The sequence below is a fragment of the Bradyrhizobium sp. Leo114 genome, assembly GCF_055229415.2.
On record NZ_JBUYEN020000012.1, the window covers coordinates 159,170 to 181,898 of the forward strand.

General features: G+C 59.9%; 20 protein-coding genes and 2 pseudogenes. 10 read left to right on the forward strand and 12 right to left on the reverse strand.

What is annotated here, in order from left to right:
• The first annotated feature begins 73 nt into the window (after positions 1–73).
• From ACZIRK_RS17115 to ACZIRK_RS17125, 3 genes and pseudogenes are all read left to right on the forward strand, one after another.
• A pseudogene (locus ACZIRK_RS17115) lies at positions 74–520 on the forward strand (hypothetical protein).
• 378 nt (positions 521–898) lie between these two features.
• A pseudogene (locus ACZIRK_RS17120) lies at positions 899–1,111 on the forward strand (hypothetical protein); the annotation flags it as partial.
• Between the two features lie 260 nt (positions 1,112–1,371).
• Positions 1,372–1,764, forward strand: coding sequence for a hypothetical protein (locus tag ACZIRK_RS17125; protein WP_130225181.1), 393 nt, complete (start codon positions 1,372–1,374; stop codon positions 1,762–1,764).
• 876 nt (positions 1,765–2,640) lie between these two features.
• Here the strand turns inward: ACZIRK_RS17125 and ACZIRK_RS17130 are convergent.
• Entirely contained in the window at positions 2,641–2,871 is a 231-nt protein-coding gene (locus ACZIRK_RS17130; RefSeq protein ID WP_130225180.1) for a hypothetical protein, read from the reverse strand.
• A gap of 614 nt (positions 2,872–3,485) precedes the next feature.
• Here ACZIRK_RS17130 and ACZIRK_RS17135 point away from each other — a divergent pair.
• The 4 genes from ACZIRK_RS17135 to ACZIRK_RS17150 all read left to right on the forward strand — a co-directional run bounded on the left by ACZIRK_RS17135 (position 3,486) and on the right by ACZIRK_RS17150 (position 7,238).
• Complete coding sequence (locus ACZIRK_RS17135) at positions 3,486–3,809, forward strand: signal peptidase II (protein ID WP_165435152.1); 324 nt, start codon at positions 3,486–3,488, stop codon at positions 3,807–3,809.
• Positions 3,810–3,819: 10 nt separating this feature from the next.
• Positions 3,820–4,041: a signal peptidase II gene (locus ACZIRK_RS17140; RefSeq protein ID WP_165435151.1), complete on the forward strand. Its 222-nt coding sequence runs from the start codon at positions 3,820–3,822 to the stop codon at positions 4,039–4,041.
• Positions 4,042–4,251: 210 nt separating this feature from the next.
• Positions 4,252–5,493 (forward strand): MFS transporter, encoded by a 1,242-nt coding sequence (locus ACZIRK_RS17145; RefSeq protein WP_463327780.1) that lies wholly within the window; start codon positions 4,252–4,254, stop codon positions 5,491–5,493.
• A gap of 95 nt (positions 5,494–5,588) precedes the next feature.
• Entirely contained in the window at positions 5,589–7,238 is a 1,650-nt protein-coding gene (locus tag ACZIRK_RS17150; protein WP_463327781.1) for a metallophosphoesterase family protein, read from the forward strand.
• Positions 7,239–7,369: 131 nt separating this feature from the next.
• Here the strand turns inward: ACZIRK_RS17150 and ACZIRK_RS17155 are convergent, their stop codons facing one another.
• Positions 7,370–8,362 (reverse strand): Bug family tripartite tricarboxylate transporter substrate binding protein, encoded by a 993-nt coding sequence (locus tag ACZIRK_RS17155; RefSeq protein WP_130225176.1) that lies wholly within the window; start codon positions 8,360–8,362, stop codon positions 7,370–7,372.
• A gap of 848 nt (positions 8,363–9,210) precedes the next feature.
• Positions 9,211–9,600 (reverse strand): GFA family protein, encoded by a 390-nt coding sequence (locus tag ACZIRK_RS17160; RefSeq protein ID WP_463327782.1) that lies wholly within the window; start codon positions 9,598–9,600, stop codon positions 9,211–9,213.
• A 770-nt stretch (positions 9,601–10,370) separates the two neighbouring features.
• Here ACZIRK_RS17160 and ACZIRK_RS17165 point away from each other — a divergent pair.
• Complete coding sequence (locus ACZIRK_RS17165; RefSeq protein WP_130225191.1) at positions 10,371–11,318, forward strand: alpha/beta fold hydrolase; 948 nt, start codon at positions 10,371–10,373, stop codon at positions 11,316–11,318.
• Between the two features lie 64 nt (positions 11,319–11,382).
• Positions 11,383–13,071 carry an MFS transporter gene (locus tag ACZIRK_RS17170; protein WP_130225175.1) on the forward strand — a complete coding sequence of 563 codons (1,689 nt, stop codon included), beginning with the start codon at positions 11,383–11,385 and terminating at the stop codon, positions 13,069–13,071.
• Here the strand turns inward: ACZIRK_RS17170 and ACZIRK_RS17175 are convergent.
• Positions 13,004–14,182, reverse strand: coding sequence for an alginate export family protein (locus ACZIRK_RS17175; protein ID WP_245474645.1), 1,179 nt, complete (start codon positions 14,180–14,182; stop codon positions 13,004–13,006). The genes ACZIRK_RS17170 and ACZIRK_RS17175 overlap by 68 nt on opposite strands.
• Between ACZIRK_RS17175 and ACZIRK_RS17180 the strand changes: the two genes are divergently transcribed.
• Positions 14,078–14,548 (forward strand): hypothetical protein, encoded by a 471-nt coding sequence (locus tag ACZIRK_RS17180; protein WP_245474648.1) that lies wholly within the window; start codon positions 14,078–14,080, stop codon positions 14,546–14,548. The genes ACZIRK_RS17175 and ACZIRK_RS17180 overlap by 105 nt on opposite strands.
• Here the strand turns inward: ACZIRK_RS17180 and ACZIRK_RS17185 are convergent.
• The 8 genes from ACZIRK_RS17185 to ACZIRK_RS17220 form a co-directional block, all read right to left on the reverse strand.
• Entirely contained in the window at positions 14,517–15,206 is a 690-nt protein-coding gene (locus tag ACZIRK_RS17185; RefSeq protein ID WP_130225173.1) for a YoaK family protein, read from the reverse strand. The genes ACZIRK_RS17180 and ACZIRK_RS17185 overlap by 32 nt on opposite strands.
• Before the next feature lie 140 nt (positions 15,207–15,346).
• Positions 15,347–16,597, reverse strand: a complete 1,251-nt coding sequence (locus ACZIRK_RS17190; protein ID WP_207230994.1) for an alginate export family protein — start codon at positions 16,595–16,597, stop codon at positions 15,347–15,349.
• Between the two features lie 216 nt (positions 16,598–16,813).
• The gene (locus ACZIRK_RS17195; protein WP_130225171.1) at positions 16,814–17,728 is read right to left on the reverse strand and encodes a glyoxalase; all 915 of its coding nucleotides are present in this window, start codon (positions 17,726–17,728) and stop codon (positions 16,814–16,816) included.
• A 16-nt stretch (positions 17,729–17,744) separates the two neighbouring features.
• Positions 17,745–18,170 (reverse strand): DoxX family protein, encoded by a 426-nt coding sequence (locus ACZIRK_RS17200; RefSeq protein WP_130225170.1) that lies wholly within the window; start codon positions 18,168–18,170, stop codon positions 17,745–17,747.
• 1 nt (position 18,171) lies between these two features.
• Positions 18,172–20,055: an amidohydrolase gene (locus ACZIRK_RS17205; protein WP_130225169.1), complete on the reverse strand. Its 1,884-nt coding sequence runs from the start codon at positions 20,053–20,055 to the stop codon at positions 18,172–18,174.
• Positions 20,052–20,336, reverse strand: a complete 285-nt coding sequence (locus ACZIRK_RS17210) for a XapX domain-containing protein (protein WP_130225168.1) — start codon at positions 20,334–20,336, stop codon at positions 20,052–20,054. Before ACZIRK_RS17210 ends, ACZIRK_RS17205 begins: the two co-directional genes overlap by 4 nt.
• Before the next feature lie 22 nt (positions 20,337–20,358).
• Complete coding sequence (locus ACZIRK_RS17215) at positions 20,359–21,009, reverse strand: hydrolase (protein ID WP_130225167.1); 651 nt, start codon at positions 21,007–21,009, stop codon at positions 20,359–20,361.
• Positions 21,010–21,502: 493 nt separating this feature from the next.
• A complete protein-coding gene (locus tag ACZIRK_RS17220) occupies positions 21,503–22,570 on the reverse strand; it encodes a LysR family transcriptional regulator (RefSeq protein ID WP_130225166.1) in 1,068 nt (355 codons plus the stop codon).
• Positions 22,571–22,729: the final 159 nt, after the last annotated feature.

A 22,729-nucleotide genomic window follows, 5' to 3' on the forward strand; every position in this document is an offset into this window, starting at 1 on the left:
TCAAGGTGCATCGCTCTCGGACAAACCACAACACGGCCCGCACAGCGAGTCTAACCCTCTACATCATGGCCATATGGCTTCCAAGCACCATCCCACACCCCTCTCCGGCCACCCCGGAAAGCTCTCGCGAGGAGCCGACTGCCCGAGCCATCACCAAAATCCTCGCTGAACGGCGGCAGAGAAGCGCGGTGCTGGCGAGGCGCTGATCCGGGAGGCGGACAGCCTTGCCTGCCAGAGCTGGAACGAGCGGGTGTGGGCTGACGGAGGCCCGATCGATCCCTCACCGACTACCGATCAGGACCATCAACGGCGGGTACAGCTGGCTGGAGATAAAATGCTCGCGCTGCAAGACACCGCGCAGCGTCGACCTCGCAGCCCTGCCTCACGTCGCCACCACTGCCATCGCTGATCTTGCCAGCCGGCTGCGCTGCCAGAAGTGCGCAAGGCCGGCAAGCGGCTGGCGGCAGATCTGCACCAACTCGCGCCGCGACAGCGGCACTATCGGGAAGAGGAGAAATGACTGAGCTGACGCGACGACGCGATCTTCACCGCTCCGGATGCTGGCGAGTCCACTACGGCACGTGGAGGTCGGCACGATCGCGGAGCGCATCGGTGGGCCGAACGACGAGAACAAATGAGATCGGATTTGCGGGTTCGACCCGGGCCGAGCCAGGCGAGCACAAGAACGGCAACGCGGCGACTTTCGAGATCGCTCGGCGTGAATTCGAGGCCGCTTGGGAGTCGCTGCTGGCCAGACGTACCGAGGCCGACTTTCAGGCGTGGCGTGACGCGCAGGCTTTTGCCGCGTGGAAATACGCGATGTGGGAAACTGCCGACTCGGGCACCTCACGCTGCTCTGCGGCGCCGCTATCGACATCGCCGGCGTGGACAGGCAAGTATGCGAGGCTCATCCCTTCGAGGCTGGCTGACGTGCAATCTCTACTCGATCAACACCAACCAGGAAGCGATTGGCGCGCTGTTCCGCGTCATCAATCGCTATGTCGGCAACCTGCCGCCGATGCCGGGCGTCTTTCCCGATTATCCGGCGCCGGTGGTACGCGAGACCGCCGATGGCCGCGAACTGGTACTGATGCGATGGGGCTGCGCGCCCCATGGGATGAAGCCAAGGCCCTGCGGCGTCTGTTGCCGGATCACACGCTCAAGATAGCCCTGCGAGGGCCGGATAAAGAAGACAGGCTGGCAGCATGACACCGGCCTCCGGTATGGCCCTTCCCGTCAGGCTGCATCAGCATAGGGGTTCTTCAGGGACGTCATCCGATTGGCTTCGGCGTTCGCAAACGGAGAGGGTGCGTTCGCGCCTGGATAATGTCGTCATCGTGAGAGGTGCGTATAAGCAGTACCGAATCCACTTTGGCAGACAAGGCAGAACTGAACGACACCATGGATCGGGGTATGCGCGCGCTATTCGGCGACCTCTACCCAGAGTTCGCTGAGAGGGAGTATCGGCTGGCACCGGCCGAGATTGCCAAGCCTAATCAGACGGAGACCAATCCGGCCAACCGGGGAGTGCTAAGGACCCATGAGCGGAAGCCGGAGGCCAAACACAAGAACTGGCCTTGGCTGGCTTATGCGTTGTGCTTTTTGGTCGGCATAGCCGCGATTGGTGGGGCCTTGATCGATTTCGCAATGAAACGCCACCCATGGCTGATCGTATGCATCGTTATGGGGCTGGCTTGGCGGGAGATACGAACCCTAGGGAGCACGCTTCCTACTTCCAAGCCGAAGCATGAACCAGCACATTGAGGTTTCGTGATTGCGCGTCCCAGGCTCGCGGCAAGAAAAAGGAACGGTCCCGGCCGGGGGCAAGGCTGAGACCGTTCCTCTCGGGACGTGACAGGCGGCTGTCACACATCAGTGCACGCGGCCTCGGGCGCGCCCCATCGACAGCATGGCACCGATCTTCAAAACTTCAGTCGTACCTGCGGCGGCGCTTAATCAGCCAATAGACGCATAAGCGACGGCGAGCACCGGAAGACCCGCGCCAGCAATGGGACCGGAGGCTCCGCTGACACGGTGACCGGGCGGGTCTCGACCGGGAGCGTTGTCGCAATTTCCCCCGCCGTTGCAGGCATTCGCAGGCGGCGCAATCATTGCCAGAGCGAGAGCGAAAAACGCCGCCGAAGCGCCAGGTACGATCTTCATGAATTCCTCGCACGCCTGAGGCAGCGAGATAACAACATAAATATCTCATTTAACAATTAAATGATTTAATTTATTTAATTTGGATGCACTAGCCGGCGAGCGGCCCCAGCTCAAGAACAATGCGAACTAGCGCCGGGGCTGCCCCCTCTTCTCTCTAACGTGGAGGGCCCCATTAGGAACGGTGGCCGTTGGCTCGGGCTCTACGGAGGCCATCAGGCAAGTCTTCGTGCGATTGGCCGAGGTCCCTCACTGTGCGAGCCTCAGCCATTGTTCAGAACTCCGTAACAGTTCCTGTTTGTCTATCGGACAAACCGTCTTCGCAGCTTGCAGGGCGCGGTCTGATCGTCGCTCAGGCGCTCGTCCCGGTTACCACTCTCGTACGTGCGCGGGCGAAACACCAGGGATCGCGCTCGGCGTCGAGGTACATATGCCTCCACGTTCGCAGCGCCTTGGTTCCGGGAGGGTCGAAGAACATCTTCAAGCGCCCGCTGCGCCGGCGCCGGCCGTTGTCGGTGCTGGCGCTCTGCCGCTCGCGGATCGTTCGGTCGATGCGGGCGATCGCGTCCATCGCCGCGCGTGACGGACGGGATCGGTCTGCTCGAGCCGAAGGAATTCGAGGATGAAGTCCTCCTTCCACATGATCTCTTGTCGGATTGGATAGTCGAGCTCGGCAAGCGAACTGACATCGGCGCGGAGCCGCGCCTTCATGGATCCAGCCGAATACCAATTGCGATGCTGCAACGAAGATCAATTCGATTGTGCGGCGGCTCGAAGGGGTAAAGCAGACGTCGGTTAGATCGGTCCGCCGCGGCCGGTTTTGACCCAAAGCCGGCCTGCGCCACGTCTCGTATTTGCCGCCGCACTGAATCCATGCCCCTACTGCGGAGAGAACCATGAACCCGAAGGATGTGTTTGGAGAGTCTTGACCGCAGGCCCGGAATTAGAGAACAGCCAGGGTCATGAGCGGCAGTGGAGGCGAGCGCCCAACGACGTCTGATCTGTCCTCGACGGCTGGCGTCAGGATGGCGTCGCTGTTGTTCGGCTCAGGGCCGATTCTGTTGAAAAAGTCTTCGCCGCTGTCGGGGCCAAAGACACGGTGGACCGCATTGACCTGAACAGAACCTTTCGACGACGTTCTTCTTGGCATGAAGAACCTATCCTCAGAAGGAATCTGCCGCCGGCAAGTTTTTGCGAGAATTTTGCCTTGGCAGCATTTTCGACTGTTTCAACAGAATCGGCCACTAGGCGACATTGTCAGAGTTGCCCGATATAAGGGAGCCGTCTTCCGGAACCCGGCACGCAGCAGCAAACAGGAGATTGATTTGAACAACCGCCTCTTCGCGTTGTCTGCTGCATTTGCGGTGCTGGCATTGGATCAGCTGACGAAACATTGGGCACTCATGTCATTGGTCACCGTTGGCACGACTATCAAATTGGCGGGTCCCATTGACCTCACCCTTGTCTTCAATCGCAGCAACGCCTTTGGTTTAGTTCCTGACTACGGTGAGTTCTCCCGGTGGGCGCTCTCTGCCGTAAGCCTTGTCGTAGCGGCAGTTTTGCTCCGATCTGCATTGCGGCCATCGACATCGACCATGAATGCTGTTGGGTTCGCTTTGATCGGCCGGCGCCATCGGGAATGCTGTTGATCGCCTTCGATTGGGGGCTGTCGTAGACTTATTCGATGCCTCGAAGCTTCGATTTGCTTGGGTTTTTAACGTCGCGGACGTTTCAATAGATCTGGGGATCGCACTAATTTTGCTCGCTGCGCTCCTACCTTCTTCGGAGGTTCTACAGCAGACGACTGTAACAACTAGATTGGTTATGTTCGACCGCTGTGGGTCAATCGCATCGTTTTGGGCACAGGTTGGCCATTGCTAGTCCTCCCTGACAGCCGGCATGCTCGCGTGCCCGACGAGGGCGCGCGCTCGAGCGCCGGCACGCGCAGATCGGGAGGCTCATATGCGGTCTGCGTTGCGTTGAGGCTCCGGCGTTGACGCGGACTGATCCGGGTTTAACTACAAAAACAAATTCTGCAGGGTGGCGACGTTCGCTGGGCTGGATCCCGCTAACGCCACCAATGCAGGAAACATGACGACCTCGACCCACGCGAACTCGACCGCGGCCTCGGCACCCCTTCGTCTCGGCATCATCCTCTTCTCGCTTGCGATGGGCGGGTTTGCGATCGGAACCACCGAATTCGCATCCATGAGTTTGCTGCCATTTTTCGCCGCCGACCTTCGAGTCGACGAGCCGACCGCGGGACGCGCGATCAGTGCCTACGCCTTGGGCGTGGTGCTGGGCGCGCCGCTGATTGCTGTGCTTGGCGCGCAGTTCGCTCGGCGCACGCAGTTGCTGCTCTTGATGGCCGTGTTTGCGCTCGGCAATGCGCTCACCGCGCTTGCGCCAAGCTATGGCTGGATGATCGCGGCCCGCTTTCTCTCGGGATTGCCGCATGGCGCTTATTTCGGCATCGCCGCGCTGGTCGCAGCGTCGCTCGTTCCTTACGATCGTCGCTCCCAGGCGGTCGGCCGCCTGATGCTCGGCCTGACATGCGCCACGATCATCTGCGTGCCGCTGGCCAATCTGGTTGGGCAGGCGGTCGGCTGGCGCGCGAGCTTCGGCCTCGTGACGTTGCTGGCGTTGCTCACGGTCCAGCTTTGCGCCCTGTTCGCGCCGCGCGACCAAGCCGACAGGTCGGATCCGCTGCGAGAACTCGGGGCCTTGAAGAGCGGACGTGTCTGGATCACGCTTGCGATTGGTGCAATCGGCTTCGGCGGCATGTTCGCCGTCTATACCTATCTTGCGACAACACTGATCGAGATAACTAAGGTGAGCACCACGGTGATTCCATTTTTTCTAGCAGTGTTCGGTATCGGAGCCACGCTCGGCAATTTGTTTGTTCCGCGCTTCGCGGACCGCGCGCTGATGCCGACGGCGGGCAGCATCCTCCTGTTTTCAGCAGGCGCGCTGTTGGTATTTCCGCTTGCCGCCGGCAATCCCTGGCTGCTCGCGGCAGACGTCTTCGCGATCTGCGCCGGCGTCTCGCTCGGAGCCGTCCTGCAGACACGACTAATGGACGTCGCGGGAGACGCGCAGGCGCTCGCAGCCGCACTCAACCATTCGGCGTTCAACACCGCCAATGCGCTCGGCCCTTTCCTGGGCGGCCTTGCCATTCGCGAAGGGCTGGGCTGGACTTCCACCGGTCCCGTCGGCGCCACGTTGGCGCTTTCGGGTTTCCTGATCTGGATCGTCGCCTATCGCAACGTCGGATCCGCTCGGGTCGAGGACCGGCACGTGGGAGAACTATGGCAGAGTTCTTCGCCGCCTTAGACATCGAAAACGTTACTCGACGATACGCCTTCTGCATTGTTTCATAGACCAAAAGGCCAGTGTCACTGGCAGGGACTATCCAAGGGAGGCTGCCAATGGCGACCACACGGCGTGGACTTCTCGGTGCCGGAGCTTCGGCAGCACTGGGCTTAATTCCTTTGGGCAAGGTAAACTCTGTGTTTGCCCAAAATTCACCGACCACCGCAACGCAAACTTCGCAGACTTGGGATGATGGCGAGCTATCGCATCTCCTCCCTACCAGCAGCCATGATCGCATTCTAATAAAGGCGTCATTCAAAAACCCGCTCGGCGCCGCTCCGACTCTCCATGTTGGCGACCAACGAATTTCGGGCCTTCGATCCGACACGCGAGGTTATTTCTGGCAGTTTCACGCCGGCGACCTCAAGCCTGGGACCTCTTATGAACTATCCTTGAGGTCTTCTGACGGCCGCAGCCTCAGTCAATCTTGGAAACTATCTACGATGCCTGCGCCGGACGACTTGCCGAGTAAGCTCCGCCTTCTGATTTATTCATGCGCAGGTGGGCACGACCTTTTCAGCGCGAATCATACTGGTTTTGGCTTCCTGCCCGCAGCCGTTCGTCAGAGGCTGCTGCGACGAGGGCTTTCCTTTGCGCCTGATGCGCTGATTGCGAATGGAGATCACGTCTATTGGGATCTTCTTGCGCCAAGAGCTGCACCGAAATTGGGTGCCTCGAAGGCGGCGCTTGAATACGCGCGCTTTGACAGGAATGCGCCCATCTTAGGTGGCGCTAACGAGAGTGCATTGCTTCGCGCTGCGGGTGAGCAGATAACTCCGCTGTACGGCACGCTCTGTCGTTCGACGCCCGTCTTTTTTTTACAAGATGACCACGACCATTTCGACAATGACGAGGCGACGGATGACGCTGTCACTTTTCCGCCTGACAATTTCATGTTGCAATCGGCGCGGGCGACCCAACGGCTTTGGTATCCTGAGTTCCTGCCCGATCCGAACCGGTCACCCGGACTTCCAGGGTCCGATAATCCTGACCAGCCATCCTTTCGCCCCTCCGGGCTCTCGGAAAGTTTCGGTACATTGCGTTATGGACGCCTCGCTGAGATCCTTCTCTATGACGTAAGGCGCACTGTTACGCTCGCTGGACCGACCGCGGTATTTGTGGCTCCCGATGTGGAAACTTGGCTAAAGGCTCGCGCCGCGGCGAAGGACGTCATTCATTTAGTGAACGTCCCTTCCAACCCGCCAGGCTGGAGCGCAGGTAAGTGGGGTGAATGGTATCCTGATCTGTTAGGGTCCGATGGCAAGTTGTCGGAGGAGAGACCCAAGCCTTATTGGCAACGAGGTTGGCTCTCGCAACATGACCGGCTGATGCAATCGCTTTCAGAGATGCCTGGGCGCATTCCGCTTGTCATCAGCGGCGACCTTCATGCGATCGGCGAGGGTCGAATGTTACGGAGCGGTCATCTAAATTTTTCGAATAATCCCGTCGTCGCCGTTCTCCCTGGCCCGTTGGGCACCAGTAACGGCGGCTGGGCCTCGGAATTCCGTGGCGTCGGCCCGAGGCCACCGCAGCACCTGGACATGGAAGAGACCGTTGCACCGATCGAAGAGAATGGTTTCCTGATAGCTGACTTCACACCCGACAACATAACGCTGCGTTATTTCAAGTGGAACCAGAAGACGCAGCCTGTCGATGACATTGATTCGCTTGAGCCTTTCCACACAACGGAGCTGAGACGCACCTAACTCGATTGGGCACGCAGAAGGTAACGCTGAAAGATGCTCGATCATCTGGCTACGTCGGCGGAATCAACCACCGTTGATCATTAGCTGTCGTGATCCCGGCGACCGATCAGCTCTCGGCCAGCGAAAGGGCTTCACTCCGGCTTGATGCCGGCCGCCTTCATGACCGGCAGCAGCCGTGTTTCCTCGGCATTGCGGAATGCCGTGGCTTCCTCGGGCGAGATCGGCCAGACCGAAGCGCCGAGATCGGCATATCTTTGCTTCACTGCGGGATCGGCGAGCGCCTTCAGAATCAGCGCGTTGATTTGCGACGCTAGGTCCGGCTTCATGTTCGCGGGACCGATCATCGTTGTCCAGGAGGTCATCGCATATCCCGGCAGCACCTCAGCCATCGCGGGTACGCCCGGCAGTTCGGAAATGCGCTTTGTCGCGGTAACCGCAACCGCCTTGATCTGTCCGGCCCGTACGCTCGGCAGCGAGCCCGGCAGGTTGTCGAACAGCATGTCGACGCGGCCGCCCAAGAGATCTGTCAAGGCAGGACCGGCGCCCTTGTACGGAATATGAACCACCTCGACCCCGGCCATACTATTCATCATCTCGCCGGAGAGATGCAGCGTCGTGCCAAAGCCGGCTGAGGCGTAGGTGTATTTGCGTGGCTCCTTCTTGAAGGCGGCCAGCAATTCCCGGATGTCCGACGAGAACAGGTCTTTTCGGGCGCAGAGGATGTTCGGCAATTGCCACATGCCGCCGATGAAGGTGAAATCATTGACGGGGTGATAGGGAAGTTTTGCGTAAGTGCCGAGCGCCAGCACATTGCTTGCGATGCCGCCGAGGCCGACGGTGTATCCGTCCGGCGCTGATTTGGCGACTGCGTCCGCACCGAGCGAGCCGCCCGCCCCGCCCTTGTTCTCGACCACGAACGACTGACCGGAGATGTCGCTCATCTTTTGGCAGAAAATGCGCGAAAGCGTGTCAGTGGCGCCGCCAGCCGGAAAGCCGTTGATGTAACGCACCTGGCGGGCAGGCCACGCCTCGTGCGCGCTGCCCGCGCGAGGCGCGAGCATTGGTGCGGCGATCGACCCGCCGATCACTTTCAGCACGGAACGACGGTTCATACGCAGCGGCATGACTTCCCTCCCGATCGGCTGTTTATGTCGGCGGTCGGGACTGCCGCCGCCTCTCTTTTTGCGAATTGAAGCAGCCGATCCGGGCGATGGTCAACGGCAATTTGCTTGCTGCGGCCAGCAATCACAGTCCAGCGGCCATCCGTTCAAAATGCCGCTGTAATTCCAGCCCCCGGATAGGCGCCGCCCATGATCGAATGCTTGCAGGACCGTCGGTATTTTCTGCAGGCGTCGCATTGAGGGAGTCTGGGCGGTCGGGACGTCGGATTTGATCCCCTCCGAGACTAGAGAAACCGCCCCAGGAAGCGGAAAGCAATCTGCTGAACTCGATCGTCTCTCTCTCACGGCGCTGGCAACGGTCTGACCGAAGCCTCCACCGTCCTTAACGCGTCGGTGTCGCCTTGAGTGTGATCCGGCGTCCAAGATTGACCCCACTAATTCGAGGTCAATCAAGCACTTGCAGCACCGATTGGCGCCCGGACCCCACGCCGATTCACATTCATGTTGATCACCAGTTCGAACTTCGCTGTAGTCTGGGCAGGAAGCTCACTCGGTTTCCAGCTTTGAGAATACGCCGCGCTCCAGTGCTCATATGCGCTAACAGAACTGCGACGGCGAGCCGTGCTCCCGCGACCAAATCGAGCTTTTAAAGTGAAGGCTGACATGCACTGTCAGGTTTCGGATCTCGCCTTTTCACTTACTGACGGACTTCGGTCGGGGTGTGTGGAAAGTGTGCGGATAACCAATCGCCGCCTGGGTTTCGGACACGCGGCCGGACACTCAGCTGCTCACTTTCACCATGCCTTCAAGTTCGTCTTGACGTTGAAGGTGATCGAGCTCGTGATTGAAAGTTACCCAGGGATGCCCTGTCGTCTCCCACGCAGATAACGTCGGCCAAGGCATGGAGGGATCAGCGAACGCCCCAAAGGGAATGCCGATAAGTCCTGGGTCAAACTGCGCGTACCAAAACCGGTGGAACCGCAATCGGGGCAGAAATGGAGTTCGACCTTTCGCCCCGAGTCGCTGCTGCGGTCGTAGACCTTGTTCGGCCCTTTGGTGTGCACCTGTTCTTTGGAGAAATAGGTGGCAACTCCAAAGGCCGAGCCCGTTCGGCGCTGACATGCGACGCAATGACACGCGGCCACAGACGCGGGCTCGCCGATCACCTCGGCACGCAACAAACCACAGCAGCATTGCGCTATCCTACTCATAGCTCGACTTCCGAGGGTGCGGTTTGTCATGAAACTGTCCAAGGAGCGAAAACGGTAGACATGACGCGTGCCACACCCCTACAAGTCAAACCGGCGCGAACGTTGCCCGATTTCGGCAATGTAGCGACGGTTCCTACCGCAGCAACCTTCGAAATGTCTCGTCGTTCACGGTTTCAGTCGCCTGCTCCAGTGTTTCCTCTTTAACCAGACGTCCGTCCGTCTCCTCCGTGAACGAAATCGCACATGGTACCTTTCCCCGGGCAATTCCCACGGCCTCACTAATGCTCGTGATTGGTTACGATCCCAGTTTGCGAAGCAGTGACACCAGCGCCGCCTCAGGTCTTATATTGCCGAGGGAATCTCTGATTGCAAATCAACAGGAAATCAGATCGACACGAGTATGGCATGTGAGATGGCGGCTCGCCTTGTCACGCTGCTTCAGCGGAAGCGCAGCACTTTCGCTAAGAACCGCCGTTCCCGCTAAGTCGCACTTTATCGTTGCGAACGATCCAAGCCAATCCTGCACTGCCTGGACCTCAGGTGGCAGAAGCTCGTTGCACATTCACCGTCGCCGAAGCAGCGGATTGCAGCGTGCGCATCGGGCGGCTGAAATAGATTCACTTCCGCGGACATTCGAAAATGTCCAGACTATCAGAGATGGCAGTTGAGATCCGCGATCGATGCCGGTCGATCGGGTGCGATTTTGCGTGCGCTGGTTCATCAGAGCTCGAACGATTAAAGAACGGCACCACGAGATGCAAATGCCAGCATCAGCCTGCGTCCTTTCAAAGAGCCATAGCATGCCCTGTTCTTTCCGTCAGATTTCGTTCGCTCTTGTTCTCTCCGCGGCGATGCTGACCGTGCCGCTCTTTGCGAGTCGGGCGGCCGCCGAAACCCGGCCTTTTCCAAATAGTTTTCACGCGCAGGAGATGCCGGTCTCGGATGGCACGCAATATGTTCGCGTCGGGGGTCAGGGCCCGGCCGTGCTGCTGCTGCATGGCTTCGGAGATACCGGAGACATGTGGGAGCCGCTGGCCGAAGTTCTGGTGAAGAACCACATGGTGATCGTTCCCGATCTACGCGGCATGGGTCTTTCGTCACACCCGGAGAGTGGATACGAAAAGGCCGCGCAAGCACGGGATATCGCGGCCATTCTCGACCAGTTGAAGATTCAAAAAGTCGCGCTGATCACCCATGACATCGGCAATATGGTTGGCTACGCATTGGCAGCCCAGTTTCCCGACCGCGTCACCAAATGGGTTGCCATGGACGCTCCGCTTCCCGGGCTTGGCACCTGGTACGCGCAGCTGACCAATCCCAAGCTCTGGCACTTCAATTTCCGCGGTCCTGACACCGAACGGCTGGTCGCCGGCCGTGAGCGCATCCTGCTTGATCGCTTCTACAATGATCTGTCGGCCAATCCCGCGGCGATCGACGACCAGACCCGAGATCACTATGCGGCACTCTATGCCCGCCCGAACGCTATTCACGACGCCTTCAGCGGACAGTTCGCGGCCTTTCTCCAAGATGGTGAGGACAACAAAGAGCTATTGGCAAAGACCGGCAAGTTGCCGATGCCTGTGCTCGCGATCGGCGGTGATCACTCCTTCGGCGCATCCATGCAGTCGGAACTCGCCTACGTCGCGAGCAATGTCCAGGGCGCGGTCATCACCAATTCCGGTCATTGGATCATGGAAGAGCAACCCCAGCAGGCCGTCAGCATCATCGTTCCCTTTATCGAAAAATAGATGAGGCGGTCCGCAAACAACGTATACTTGGCACAGAGGCAACTCGGTTGGCCGAGTGAAAAGCATGGCCCTTCCTGACGAGAATCGGAGCAAAGCGGCCCCGGAGCGGCGAGCCTCCCCCTGGATTGCTTTTCGACACACGGCCTTCACGGTTGTCTGGATCGCAACCGTCGTCGCGAATGTCGGCACGTGGATGTACAATGCGGCGTCCGGCTGGCTCATGACAAGCCTGGATGCCGATCCACTCGCTGTCTCGCTGGTTCAGGTCGCGACCAGCCTTCCCATGTTCCTGTTCGCACTGCCTGCCGGGGCACTGGCGGATATCGTCGACAAGCGCCGCTTTCTAATCATCGCGGAGATCGTCATCACCGTCGTGGCGGCGATGAGTGCGGTTCTGGTGGGGCTCAACTTCGTCAATCCGACCATCCTGTTGCTGTTCACCTTCCTTCTTGGTGCCGGCGCAGCATTCACTGCACCGGCGTGGCAATCGGTCGTGCCTCAGCTCGTCCCCAAGCAGGACTTGGCTGCAGCGATAGCCAGCAACGGCGTCGGTGTGAACATCAGCAGGGCAATCGGACCGGCCCTGGGTGGCGTGATCATTGGCGGCTTGGGCATCGCGGCGCCGTTCTGGATCAACGCGTTGAGCAATTTTGCCGTGATAGCCGCCCTGTTCTGGTGGCGTCCCTCGTCTTCAGCGACCGGGATCCCGCCAGAGCGTCTGGCCGGTGCGCTGGTGATCGGTTTTCGGCATGCCCGGTACAATCCGCATTTGCGCGCAACGCTCGTTAGGGCCGTCGCGTTCTTCTTTTTTGCAAGCGCATACTGGGCGCTGCTGCCGCTGGTCGCCCGCAATCAGATCGCCGGAGGTCCCGCGCTCTACGGCATATTGCTGGGTGCGATTGGAGTTGGTGCCGTCGCCGGCGCCTTCGCGCTACCCTGGATGAAGAGCGCTCTTGGACCGGACCGGCTCGTTGCGCTCGGCACGCTTAGCACGGCGATTAGCCTGGTCCTCCTCGGCATCGCATATCATGCCGCGCTCGGCCTAGCGGCTTGCCTGCTCGCCGGCATTTCGTGGATCAGCGTTCTCGCAACCCTCAATGTCTCGGTTCAGGTCTCGCTACCGGATTGGGTACGTGGCCGCGGATTGTCCATCTTCGTCACCGTGTTCTTCGGCGCCATGACCGCCGGCAGTGCACTCTGGGGGCAGCTTGCGTCGACGATCAGCCTGCCTGCAGCGCATTTCATTGCGGCAGCCGGCGCTCTCGTCGCCATCGGACTGAGCTGGAGCTGGAAGCTTCAAGTCGGCACCGGCATGGATCTCGCGCCGTCGATGCACTGGCCGGCGCCGGTTCTGACGGCCGATTTGCATCCCGATCGAGGTCCGGTGCTGGTAACGGTTGAATATCGCATAGCCTCCCAAAGACGTGACGATTTCCTGTCCGCGATCCAGGCCCTGGGCCAACAGCGGCGGCGTGACGGTGCATATGCCTGGGATATCTTCGAAGATGCCGCCGAAGAAGGGCGATTCCTGGAAACGTTCTTTGTTGTTTCGTGGCTTGAGCATTTGCGACAGCACCATCGGGTGACAAACGCCGATCGAATTCTCCAGGATACGATCCGTGACTTCAGCGCAGTGGATGAGCCCAAAGTCACCCATTTCGTCGCTGCCACCCCATTTTCCGCGATTAGAACTTCAGCATCGCCTCAAGACCCACGAAGTGAGCCGTCTCGCCCCAACCCGTCTCCTGGATGAACGGCCCCGGCACGAATGCGGAATAAGAGAACGCCGCGCTGAACCAGGGAACCGGCTGCCAGCCGAGTATCACGTCGGCTTGCGTTCCGATGTAGCGGGCACGGCTGTTGCCCGACGGGCGCACCAAATCGCCGCCGGCACCGTAAACGCCGTCGCCAAGACTTTCGCGCCAATAGAACACCGTCGCCAGATCCAGAGTCCAATGCTGGTCCAGTTGAAGGGTGAGCGTCGGATGGGCATTGATCAGGTTGTATGGTCCAATCAGGCCGATCTCGCCGAAATACTTTCCTTTCGGAAATAGCGGGTTGAACGTCTGAAGATCGGCCTCATTCGGATTTTGGTCGCCGCTGATGATGTTGGCCCGCAGGCCAAGCCGCGGGCTGAAGGTCACGTCGGCAAATGTATAGCCAGTATCGGAGGCAACCGACCAGGCGCGGATATTCCCGTGAGCGAAGTGCCCGAACTGGGCCATGCCTTCAAAATTCCAGTCCCAACCCTGCGCGGCACCGAAGAGGCGGCTGCCGATGGTATGCCGCACTTCCTCTCCGCGACCTTGATTGTACTCTGCGGCGGCGTTCCGGTATCCGATGTAATAAAGATCGAACCCCGACTTGGCGCTGATGTCAGGCAATTGGCGCGTGGCATAGATCGACCAGACGGATCGGTCGTGATCGAAACGGTCATTGAAGCTCCCGACCAAATTTCGAACCGGCTGCGCATAGAAAGCGTCGACGCGCCACGGAGCTGTCTGGACCGAGGCCAATGCTGCGTCAAAGGAACGAAGCACATTCGGACCGTACCGCAAGCTGATGAGCCGCTCCGTGCCATACGACAGCAGTTGCCGCCCTCCTCGCAAGGTGAGATCCGCGCCTTCGGCCAGTGGTAGCTTCAAATCCGCGAAGGCCTGAAGCGGCTCGAATCCGGTCTGGTCGATGCCACCAACCGTGTCCTTGTCCGTAACCCAGGTACCGATCAGCTGGCCGAAAAGACGCAGGTTGGAGCCGAGATGCAGATCCGCATAGGGCAGCATCCGGTACCATTGATACTCGTTGACCGGCAGTTGGCCCCAATTGAAATTGCCATAGGCCTCCTCCCTGAAGCGAAGCTCCAGGCCAAGGGTGAGATAGGCACCACCATTGAGATCGAGCGGAATGTATTTGAACGGCTCCCACCAGGCCCCTGTCCGCTTCGCCGGATCCCGCAAATAGGAATAGTCTTCGTCATAGCGCAGGGTCGTAGGGTTGAATGGCGGGGCATGCTTGGTCTCCGCTCCATCGAGCTCGGCGGATCAGGCGACGGCAGGCAAGGCGATGACAGCGGTCACGATGGCAGCCCATGCTGCGATGACCGCAGTCATAGCGACAATGGCCGCCAATTTTCGCCCTCCGAGAATTTCGGAACGGCCAACGTTATCGACATCGACCTGCATCTTCCGACCGCTAACTTTACTTCTTCGCCGGATCCACCAGTCGAATAAGCAGCGAAAGTCCGCCCAGAATCGGCGGCACCACGAAAGACCAGACGCCGTAACCGACATACAGGAGCGCCGCGGCACCGCATCCCACGGCGAAGACGAACACATTCCAGGACATATTCTTCATCCGCGCTTTGATCTGGCCGTCCGGGGCGGCTTTTGAATAGATCATATCCGCAACGTCGATCATGATCTGCGTCGTCGTTCCCGTCATCAGCGTCGAGGGTGGCGCGCTTCCCAGATAGATGCGATGGGCGGCGTTCTGGATCGCCATGGCAGCGACAAGCACCATCCCGGTCAGCACTGCCTGCCAGCTATCGCCGTCATGGAAGGGGCCATATCGGATCGCAAGCGCCGCACCGACGGCCAGCATGAGGACTTTCAGGCCAAGAAGGGTTTCGAACACCTGACGGTAGTGGCCGGAAAGCAATGTTGCGAGCAAGCGCATCCCGGTCACGACGACACAGAAGACCGGCAGCGCCAGGAGTTTTGCCAGGGCACCCGAGGTGCCGAGCGCAAGAGATGCACCGAGCGTGACGAAATTGCCTGTGACGTGCGCGGTGAATAGGCCCTGCAGCGCAAGAAAACCTGCCGTGTCGACGTAGCCTGCGGTCAGGCTCAAAACCAGCGGGAGAAGCGAGCGGTTCTCCGTATCAGCCATTGTTCCTCATCATTCAGGCAATCTCGTCCGATCGGCGCGTGGATCTCAGTCCCAGCCCGAGAACGATTTCCTCAGTCTTCATTGAAACGATCTACTTTGCCACTGCATGGGGGTGGGGACGCGTTCGACAACGGCTCTCCCTACCACCCGCTTTTGATCTCCACGCCAACGTAATTCGAGTCATGGCCGCCAGCGTTCCGCAACGCATCTCCGATCGCAAAGTGCACCGCCTCGATTGCGAAGGAAGTTGTGCGGTCGATCGTCCAATCGAGCCGAAGCTGGGCATAGCTTCCGGTGTATGCGCCCGGCCGGCCGGCAGTGTTTGGGACCGCAATATCGGGCTGGGTGTAGATCGCATCGGCCGTGTTCTGGCGCCACAGGGCCGCTGCCGCGAGCATGACCTTCACCGACGAAGTGAGACTCAGCGTCAGGGATGGCTTGATGTGAATGAGGTTGGCGTACCCGGTGTAACCCGCAAGCGTAAAGTAATAACCATTGGGAAACAGCGGATTGAATGTCCCAAAGGTTCCTTTGGTGTTGCCGTCACCGGACGCCGCGTCGAATTGGATGCCCACCCTTGGGCTCCACTTCAAGTCGGCGAAGGTGTAGCCAGCGAGTGAGCCGACAGCCCAGGCCTCGATCGGCTCGATGCCGATGCGTCCGGTTTGGTTCATCACTTCGAGGTCAAAATCGAAATGATTGGCGTTGCCGTTCAGATGGACATCGAAAATGTCTCTCCGCTCGTCGCCGGACGCATTTGGAAACTGCACGTTCGTCTGTGTGAAATTGGCATAGTAGCCGGCGATGAACAAGGACTCGGAAAACTTATACTCTGCCCGCGCCATCCCAAAGGTCTGCGCGCTGACGCTGCTGTAATCATCGAATATTGTAATGTCCCGAACCTGGACCGGTAGGCTGTAAAAGGTGATAAATCGCCAGGGTCCTTTCTCGTAGTCCGCCCAGGCGGCGTCGTAAGATTGTCGGACGTTGGGACCGTCGCGAACGGATACGAAGCGCTGGAGATCGAAGGCAAATTGCTGGCGACCGCCTCGCAGCTTCAGCGTTCCGCCGCCCAAAGGCTCCGTCAGAGCGACCCAACCCTGCTCGAGATCGAGCCGGTCCCGATCAACCGGCGTCAACATGGTCTTCCATGGTGCATAGTCGGCCTGAAATTGCACGAACGCCTGTATTTGATTGTCTACGCGGAGATCGGCATGGAATTCGTTTCGGCTGATGACGTAGTTCTGGCTGCGGTTCGGACCGGTTCCGAAGTTCGCAGCGTTATTGGACTCGAACCGCTCGCGGGTGTTCGCGCCGAATGAGACATATGTGTATGGATCGACGCTGGACAGCGGAATGTATTTGAACTCGTCGAAGGGCTCACGCGGCACCCGCGAATCCGCGAGTACGGACCAGTCCTCCTGAAACCGATTAAACATGATGGCAGGCCGCTGCGGCGTGGAGGTTTGCTTGGAGGACTGATCGTCAGCCCAGGTCGCATGCGGCGCCGCAGTCAAGCAAAAAGCGACCGCCGCATACCGCCAGCGCCTCCGCGGGAGAGATGGTGACGAACCGACCCCCAATCGCGTCTCCTACCTGGACTCCCACTACTTTTCAGATGCCGTCGCGTGAATCTCCGCGATATATCCGCCTGGAAACTGTACCATGGCCGCGGACCGGCCGCCAGACGTGTAGGGCTCCACGAGCACGACAGCGCCGGAGGCCTTTGCCTTCGTCAACGTGCCCTGCAAGTCACTGACCTCGTAGCCGGTTAGCTCGCGGCCGTAGGGATAAGGCAGATGGCCGTCGGTGACGAATACGGTGATCTTCCCGAACACTGACTCGATGCGGATGCGCCTGTAGGTTTCCTTGGCTCGACCGATCTCGACGCCGGCGGCATGCGCATCGTCGGAGGCGACCTTCCCGTGCGAGAAGCGGAGGAAGCTGCGCATGAAGGCATCCGCCCGCTCGGGAGAGACGTAAACACGATTCTCGGGAATCGTCTCGAACGCCGCATAGGACGGCTTGGTCGTGTGCCAGTAGAGCTGCATGTTGACTCCACCTGGCCATTGGATCACCACGTCACGCCCGATCGGATCCGGAAACGTCGCGACCAGCACGTCAGCTCCGGCAACCTTGGCGGAGTTGACCGCCTCGTCGATATCGGTGACCAGATAGCCGGTCCGCTCCGCCCCGAACGGATAAGGGATCGGCGTCTTGAACCCGAACAGGGACACGGTGCCGACCGGTGTTTGCAAGAGCTGTGATGTCGTGCTGCTCGGCGTCGGCGTCACAGTGGCGACGACCTGTTTGGTGCTCTGGCCGCCGAAAGTGGCGAGAAAACTGGCAACGAACTTGTCGACGTCCTCGGGCGCCACATAGACATGCGTCGTATCGTATTGGGGACCGACACCGACCTGCGGAGCCGGCTCCCGGACGGAGTCCTTTGCGATTGCTGCGGACCCGCTCGTGAGCAGCGAAAGGGAAAGCAGGATGTTGATCAGATGACGGTTGCCGGACATGGAAGCCTCGTTGCGATCACGCGCTCTGCTTGCGCAGGGACAGTATGGAGACGAGCACCAGGCCCGCGATCAGGCCCAAGTGCTCGAAAAAGGCGTTTACTGCCATGAAGCGATCGTGGCCGATCTTCGCCCAAAAATCGTTGGCGGTGAGCATGGCGACTGCGGTCAGTACACCGAGTCCCCCTGCCCCCAGCCATACCCATCGGCCGGAGATCACCAGGGCGGAGCCAAAGATTTCGACCACGATGGCCGTTGCGGCCCACAGCCAGTCGGGCTGCAGACCGAAATGAGCCTGCTCTGCCACGGCCGCGGGAAAGTCGATGAGCTTCTGGATTCCACCAATCAGGAAGGCCGAGACCAGGGCGACCCTTGATAGCGGCAGCAGCCACCGCGAGCATAGGACCGCTGCGACCCAGCGGGGAGTGTCGATCTCTGGCTGCATCTCAGACGGCCCAGCAGGCGCAACCGAGCGCGCCCCAAAAACTCTTGAAATCGGACACCGGCAGCCTGCCTGACCACGCCCGCGCGTGATCATGGCCGTGCACGGCGCAAGCGCTCGCGCAGCCGCACATTTGCGCCGCGTGAGACCTGATGGCGCGCGCCTTGCCGTCGGTCTCCACCCAATTGCCATATCCGCCGAATTGGCGCACCGGCGACCAATCGGGCATCGCCGGCGGAGGCGCGGTGTCGTCGAGCGCCTTAAAGTCTCCTGCGCCGTAGACGATGCGCCCGCCGACCATCGTCAGCTCGCTCGTGATATCGGCGATCTCGTTTGCGCCACAGGAGAAGAAGTCCCGGTCCGGCACGATCAGGTCAGCGAGCTGTCCGACCTCGATACGGCCTTTCTTGCCCTCTTCATTGGAGAACCAAGTGACGTTCTCCGTCCACATGCGAAGCGCGGTCTCGCGATCGAGGCAATTGCGTTGCGGATAGAGACGGAGCCCACCTACCGTCATGCCGGTGACGAGCCAACCCAGCGCGACCCACGGGTTATAAGAGGCAACCCTGGTTGCGTCGGTGCCAGCCGAGACCTTCACACCTTTGTCGAGAATCTTCTTCACCGGCGGCGTCGCTTCGGCGGCGCCGAAGCCGTAGCGCTCCACGAAATACTCGCCCTGATAGGCCATGCGGTGCTGCACAGCGATGCCGCCGCCGAGCGCCGCGATGCGGTCGATCGATTGATCGGAAATGGTCTCGGCATGGTCAAAGAACCAGTGCAGGCCTTCGAGCGGGCTATCCTGGTTGACCTTCTCGAACACGTCGAGCGCCCGCGAGATGGTCTCGTCGTACGTCGCGTGCAGCCGCCACGGCCATTTGTTCTGGACGAGAATGCGGACGACGTCCTCGAGCTCGCTCTCCATTTCCGGCGGCATGTCCGGGCGCGGTACGCGGAAATCCTCGAAGTCAGCCGCCGAGAACACCAGCATCTCGCCGGCACCATTGTGCCTGAGGTAGTCGGTGCCTTGCTTGTACTTCGACGTCCTTGTCCAGTTCAGGAAGTCCTCTTTCTCCGCCTTGGGCTTCTGGGTGAACAGGTTGTAAGCAAGGCGGATGGTCAGCTGCCCCTCATCCGACAGCTTCTGGATAACCGCGTAATCCTCAGGGTAATTCTGAAAGCCGCCGCCGGCATCGATCGCGCCGATGACGCCGAGCCGATTGAGCTCGCGCATGAAATGCCGGGTTGAATTGACCTGGTAGTCGAACGGCAGCTTGGGTCCCTTGGCCAAGGTCGCATAGAGAATATTCGCGTTCGGCTTCGCGAGCAGCAGTCCGGTTGGATTGCCCTTCGCATCGCGTACGATCTCGCCGCCGGGCGGTTCCGGCGTGTCCTTGGCATAGCCGACCGCACGCAGCGCGGCGGCATTGAGGATGGCGCGGTCGTACAGGTGGAGAATGAAAACCGGCGTGTCCGGAGCGATCGCGTTGAGTTCATCGATGGTCGGCAGCCGCCGTTCCGCAAACTGGTGCTCGGTGAAGCCGCCGACGACGCGCACCCATTGCGGCGGCGGCGTGATCGCGACCTGCTTCTTCAGCATCGCCATGGCATCGGCGAGCGACCAGACGCCGTCCCACCGCAGCTCCATGTTGTAGTTGAGTCCTCCACGGATCAAATGGAGATGATTATCGATGAGCCCCGGCAGCACGCGGCGCCCTTTCAGGTCGATGACCCTGGTGGACGGACCTGCGAGCTTCATCACGTCGCTATCGTGTCCTACGGCCGTGAACTGTCCATTTTCGATCGCAACTGCGCTGGCCGCCGGATTGGAACGATCGAGCGTAGTGAACAGGCCGTGATGCAGGATCAGGTCAGGACCCTGGTTGCTCATGTTTGCTTCTCCGGAGTCTTAAGGCCAACACCAGGTGCATCCGTACGGCTGCCGGGGAGCATGCCGAAGATGTGCGAATCGCAACTCGAGAGATGCCATGCGGCGGAGAAGCTCGAGCCCTGCAGGAGAAGTTTTGCTACCGGGATAACCTGCTCGCCGACCAGTATTCCCAATAGCCCGACCAGCGCCACCAACGGTGGCGCCGGCGAGCGCACATTCAGGAGATAGTAGACCACTCCGACGAGGAGACCCGCTCCCAGAGACAATAGGTAGACCTTCATGACGGGCCCTCCTGCCAGTTTGCTAGGCTGCCTTGGTGCCAGCCTCGGACGCGTGTTCGCCGAGCGCCCACTTAGAGAAACGGACCTGAATGCCGTAAGGCGAGTGAGCCCGGAGGATGTTCATGACCCCCTCATAGGTCTCCGTTCGCGCCCAATCCTGCTGGAGCTCGAAGACATACTGCAGCGACGTGATGGGAACGGCACCCGCCTGCACCAGGCGATCCATCGAACGATCATGCGCTTCCAGCGAGAGGTCGCCGCAGGCGTCGGCAGGCACGTAAACCTCGAAACCTTCCTTCAGCATTTCGAGAGCGGCGAACATCACGCAGGCCTCTGTCCACAGTCCCGCCACCACGAATTTCTTCCGGCCGGTCTCTTGCACGGCCTTGCGGAAGTTCGGATCGATCCAGGCGTTCATCGAGGTGCGATCGATGACCTCGTTGCCCGGGAACAGTTCGGTGATCTCCGGCATGAACGGGCCGGAAAACGTGTTTGCGGCCACCGTCGAGATAATGGTGGGAAGGCCGAACAGCTTTGCGGCTTTCGCCACCACCTGCACGTTGTTGAAGGGCACCAGCCGGTCGTGGGACTGAACGCCCTGGTACATTGCCGGCTGATAATCAATCAGCGCCACAGCGCAGTTCTGAGGCGTCAGCATGTCAAGCTTGGACATTCGGGGTCTCCTGGGTTTGAAGGATGCGGATCGTATTTCGGGATATGGCGAGCTGTACCGGACGCAAAGCGCTGCCCCGCATTGGGCAGCCCTCGCGACGCCTGCCAAGCATTGCCGAGGTAGCGCCGGGCAGGATCGATTTTTGCATGACGCGTGGTCCTTCGATCATCGGTGGCGAGTGCGCAACTCGTCGGTCTCACACACCTTATCTGTTCGGTCTGGTCCGCTCGCGGAAGTGAAACTATTTCACGCGCCAGATGAATACGCTGCAATTCCACCCTTCTACGTCGTGGCATGCGCTATGACAGGCACCGATCTCAGCCGATTACCGTCATTAGGCGTCCTGGATGTTAAAGAGCTGCCCTAGCGGCCAATACAAAAGCGAACGTCGCGCCCAGACGCGCCAAACGAGAAACGCGAGGACTATTCGCTCATCGCCTGTATCGTCTCGCAACGGGCATTTGCTGCGAGATGATGACAATGATCGAATTCGTCAGTCCGCATCCTGGGGCACGAGGCAAGGCCTGATAACAATGCGCGGAAGGAAAGGAGTTGACGTGAATCGAGCTGCGCGCTCGAGTTCTGCCAGACAGCCGCACAGCGGCTCACCGGCCCGTCTCAACAGTTCCCGCAGCCATTCCTGCGGAGCATCATCGGCGTTGCGTTCGTGCCAGACCACGCTGACGTCCACCAACCCCGGTCTGTATGGCAGTTCGTATGTCGATAACCGACGCGCACGAGCGAGCGACCTGGCGAGGGGTCGCGGTACGATAGCTGCCAAATCGGTGTCCTCAACCAGCGAGGGAAGCGCCAGGAAATGCGGCAGCGATAGCGCTATGCGTGGGCCGCGCATCGACCCGGAAAAGGCACGCTCGAGCGCAGCCCGGTCGTACATTTCTGATCGTCGTGCCAATCCACGCTCGTATACGTAGCCATTGACAACGCCGTCGTGCTCGCCGTGCTGCGAGACGACGGCGATAGAAAGGCTAGAAAGCTTCTCGAGCGACAGATCGCCGAGCTCGCGTGAGGAGCTGGCGATAAGCACATCGTCGTATGCGAACAGCGAACTCGAGCGGAAACGCGCCGGCACATCAGAAAACGGACCAATCGCGGCATCAATCTGACCGAGATCGATTTGTCCAGTCAAGTCGATACTGCAGTCAGAACGGATGACGAGATCGACAAAAGGCGCCTCGCGTCCCAGCAAGCCAAGGAGGTTAGGCATCAAAACCGTGGTTACGAAGTCGCTCACCGCTATGGTGAACCGCCTAGTCGAACTTCGTGGCTCGAATTTCGGCAGGCCGATGGCTGCCTCCAGTGACTTCCATGCCTCGCGGATCAGCGGCGCCATCGCAAGCGCGCGAGCCGTTGGCTGCATTCCGGTCGCCGTGCGGACGAACAGATCATCATCCAGTATGACCCTCAGTCGCGCAAGAGCGTGGCTCACGGCAGATTGACTGAGGCACATCCGCTGACTGGCCCGCAATACGCTCCGTTCCTCCATGACCGCGTCGAAGACGCGCAAGAGGTTCAGATCGAGCTTGTTGAGCGGTACCGTCATGGGCAAATCGCGAGGTCGTTTTCGGTTTCGCAACACAATCAACGTGCGGTTCAGCCCTCGCAACTTCTTGCTGGTTCGCACGAATACCGTGAATGAACGGCATAACCTTGAATACAGGACCGATCGGTCCTACATCAACGGGCTTCCTCTTGACATTAT

Bases quoted from the DNA above. Each gene is read 5' to 3' on its own strand.
- ACZIRK_RS17130 (WP_130225180.1), bottom strand. From the start codon at position 2,871: ATGAAGGCGCGGCTCCGCGCCGATGTCAGTTCGCTTGCCGAGCTCGAC.
- ACZIRK_RS17145 (WP_463327780.1), top strand. From the start codon at position 4,252: ATGACGACCTCGACCCACGCGAACTCGACCGCGGCCTCGGCACCCCTT.
- ACZIRK_RS17150 (WP_463327781.1), top strand. From the start codon at position 5,589: ATGGCGACCACACGGCGTGGACTTCTCGGTGCCGGAGCTTCGGCAGCA.
- ACZIRK_RS17155 (WP_130225176.1), bottom strand. From the start codon at position 8,362: ATGCCGCTGCGTATGAACCGTCGTTCCGTGCTGAAAGTGATCGGCGGG.
- ACZIRK_RS17160 (WP_463327782.1), bottom strand. From the start codon at position 9,600: ATGACAAACCGCACCCTCGGAAGTCGAGCTATGAGTAGGATAGCGCAA.
- ACZIRK_RS17165 (WP_130225191.1), top strand. From the start codon at position 10,371: ATGCCCTGTTCTTTCCGTCAGATTTCGTTCGCTCTTGTTCTCTCCGCG.
- ACZIRK_RS17170 (WP_130225175.1), top strand. From the start codon at position 11,383: ATGGCCCTTCCTGACGAGAATCGGAGCAAAGCGGCCCCGGAGCGGCGA.
- ACZIRK_RS17180 (WP_245474648.1), top strand. From the start codon at position 14,078: ATGCAGATCCGCATAGGGCAGCATCCGGTACCATTGATACTCGTTGAC.
- ACZIRK_RS17185 (WP_130225173.1), bottom strand. From the start codon at position 15,206: ATGGCTGATACGGAGAACCGCTCGCTTCTCCCGCTGGTTTTGAGCCTG.
- ACZIRK_RS17195 (WP_130225171.1), bottom strand. From the start codon at position 17,728: ATGTCCGGCAACCGTCATCTGATCAACATCCTGCTTTCCCTTTCGCTG.
- ACZIRK_RS17200 (WP_130225170.1), bottom strand. From the start codon at position 18,170: ATGCAGCCAGAGATCGACACTCCCCGCTGGGTCGCAGCGGTCCTATGC.
- ACZIRK_RS17205 (WP_130225169.1), bottom strand. From the start codon at position 20,055: ATGAGCAACCAGGGTCCTGACCTGATCCTGCATCACGGCCTGTTCACT.
- ACZIRK_RS17210 (WP_130225168.1), bottom strand. From the start codon at position 20,336: ATGAAGGTCTACCTATTGTCTCTGGGAGCGGGTCTCCTCGTCGGAGTG.
- ACZIRK_RS17215 (WP_130225167.1), bottom strand. From the start codon at position 21,009: ATGTCCAAGCTTGACATGCTGACGCCTCAGAACTGCGCTGTGGCGCTG.
- ACZIRK_RS17220 (WP_130225166.1), bottom strand. From the start codon at position 22,570: ATGACGGTACCGCTCAACAAGCTCGATCTGAACCTCTTGCGCGTCTTC.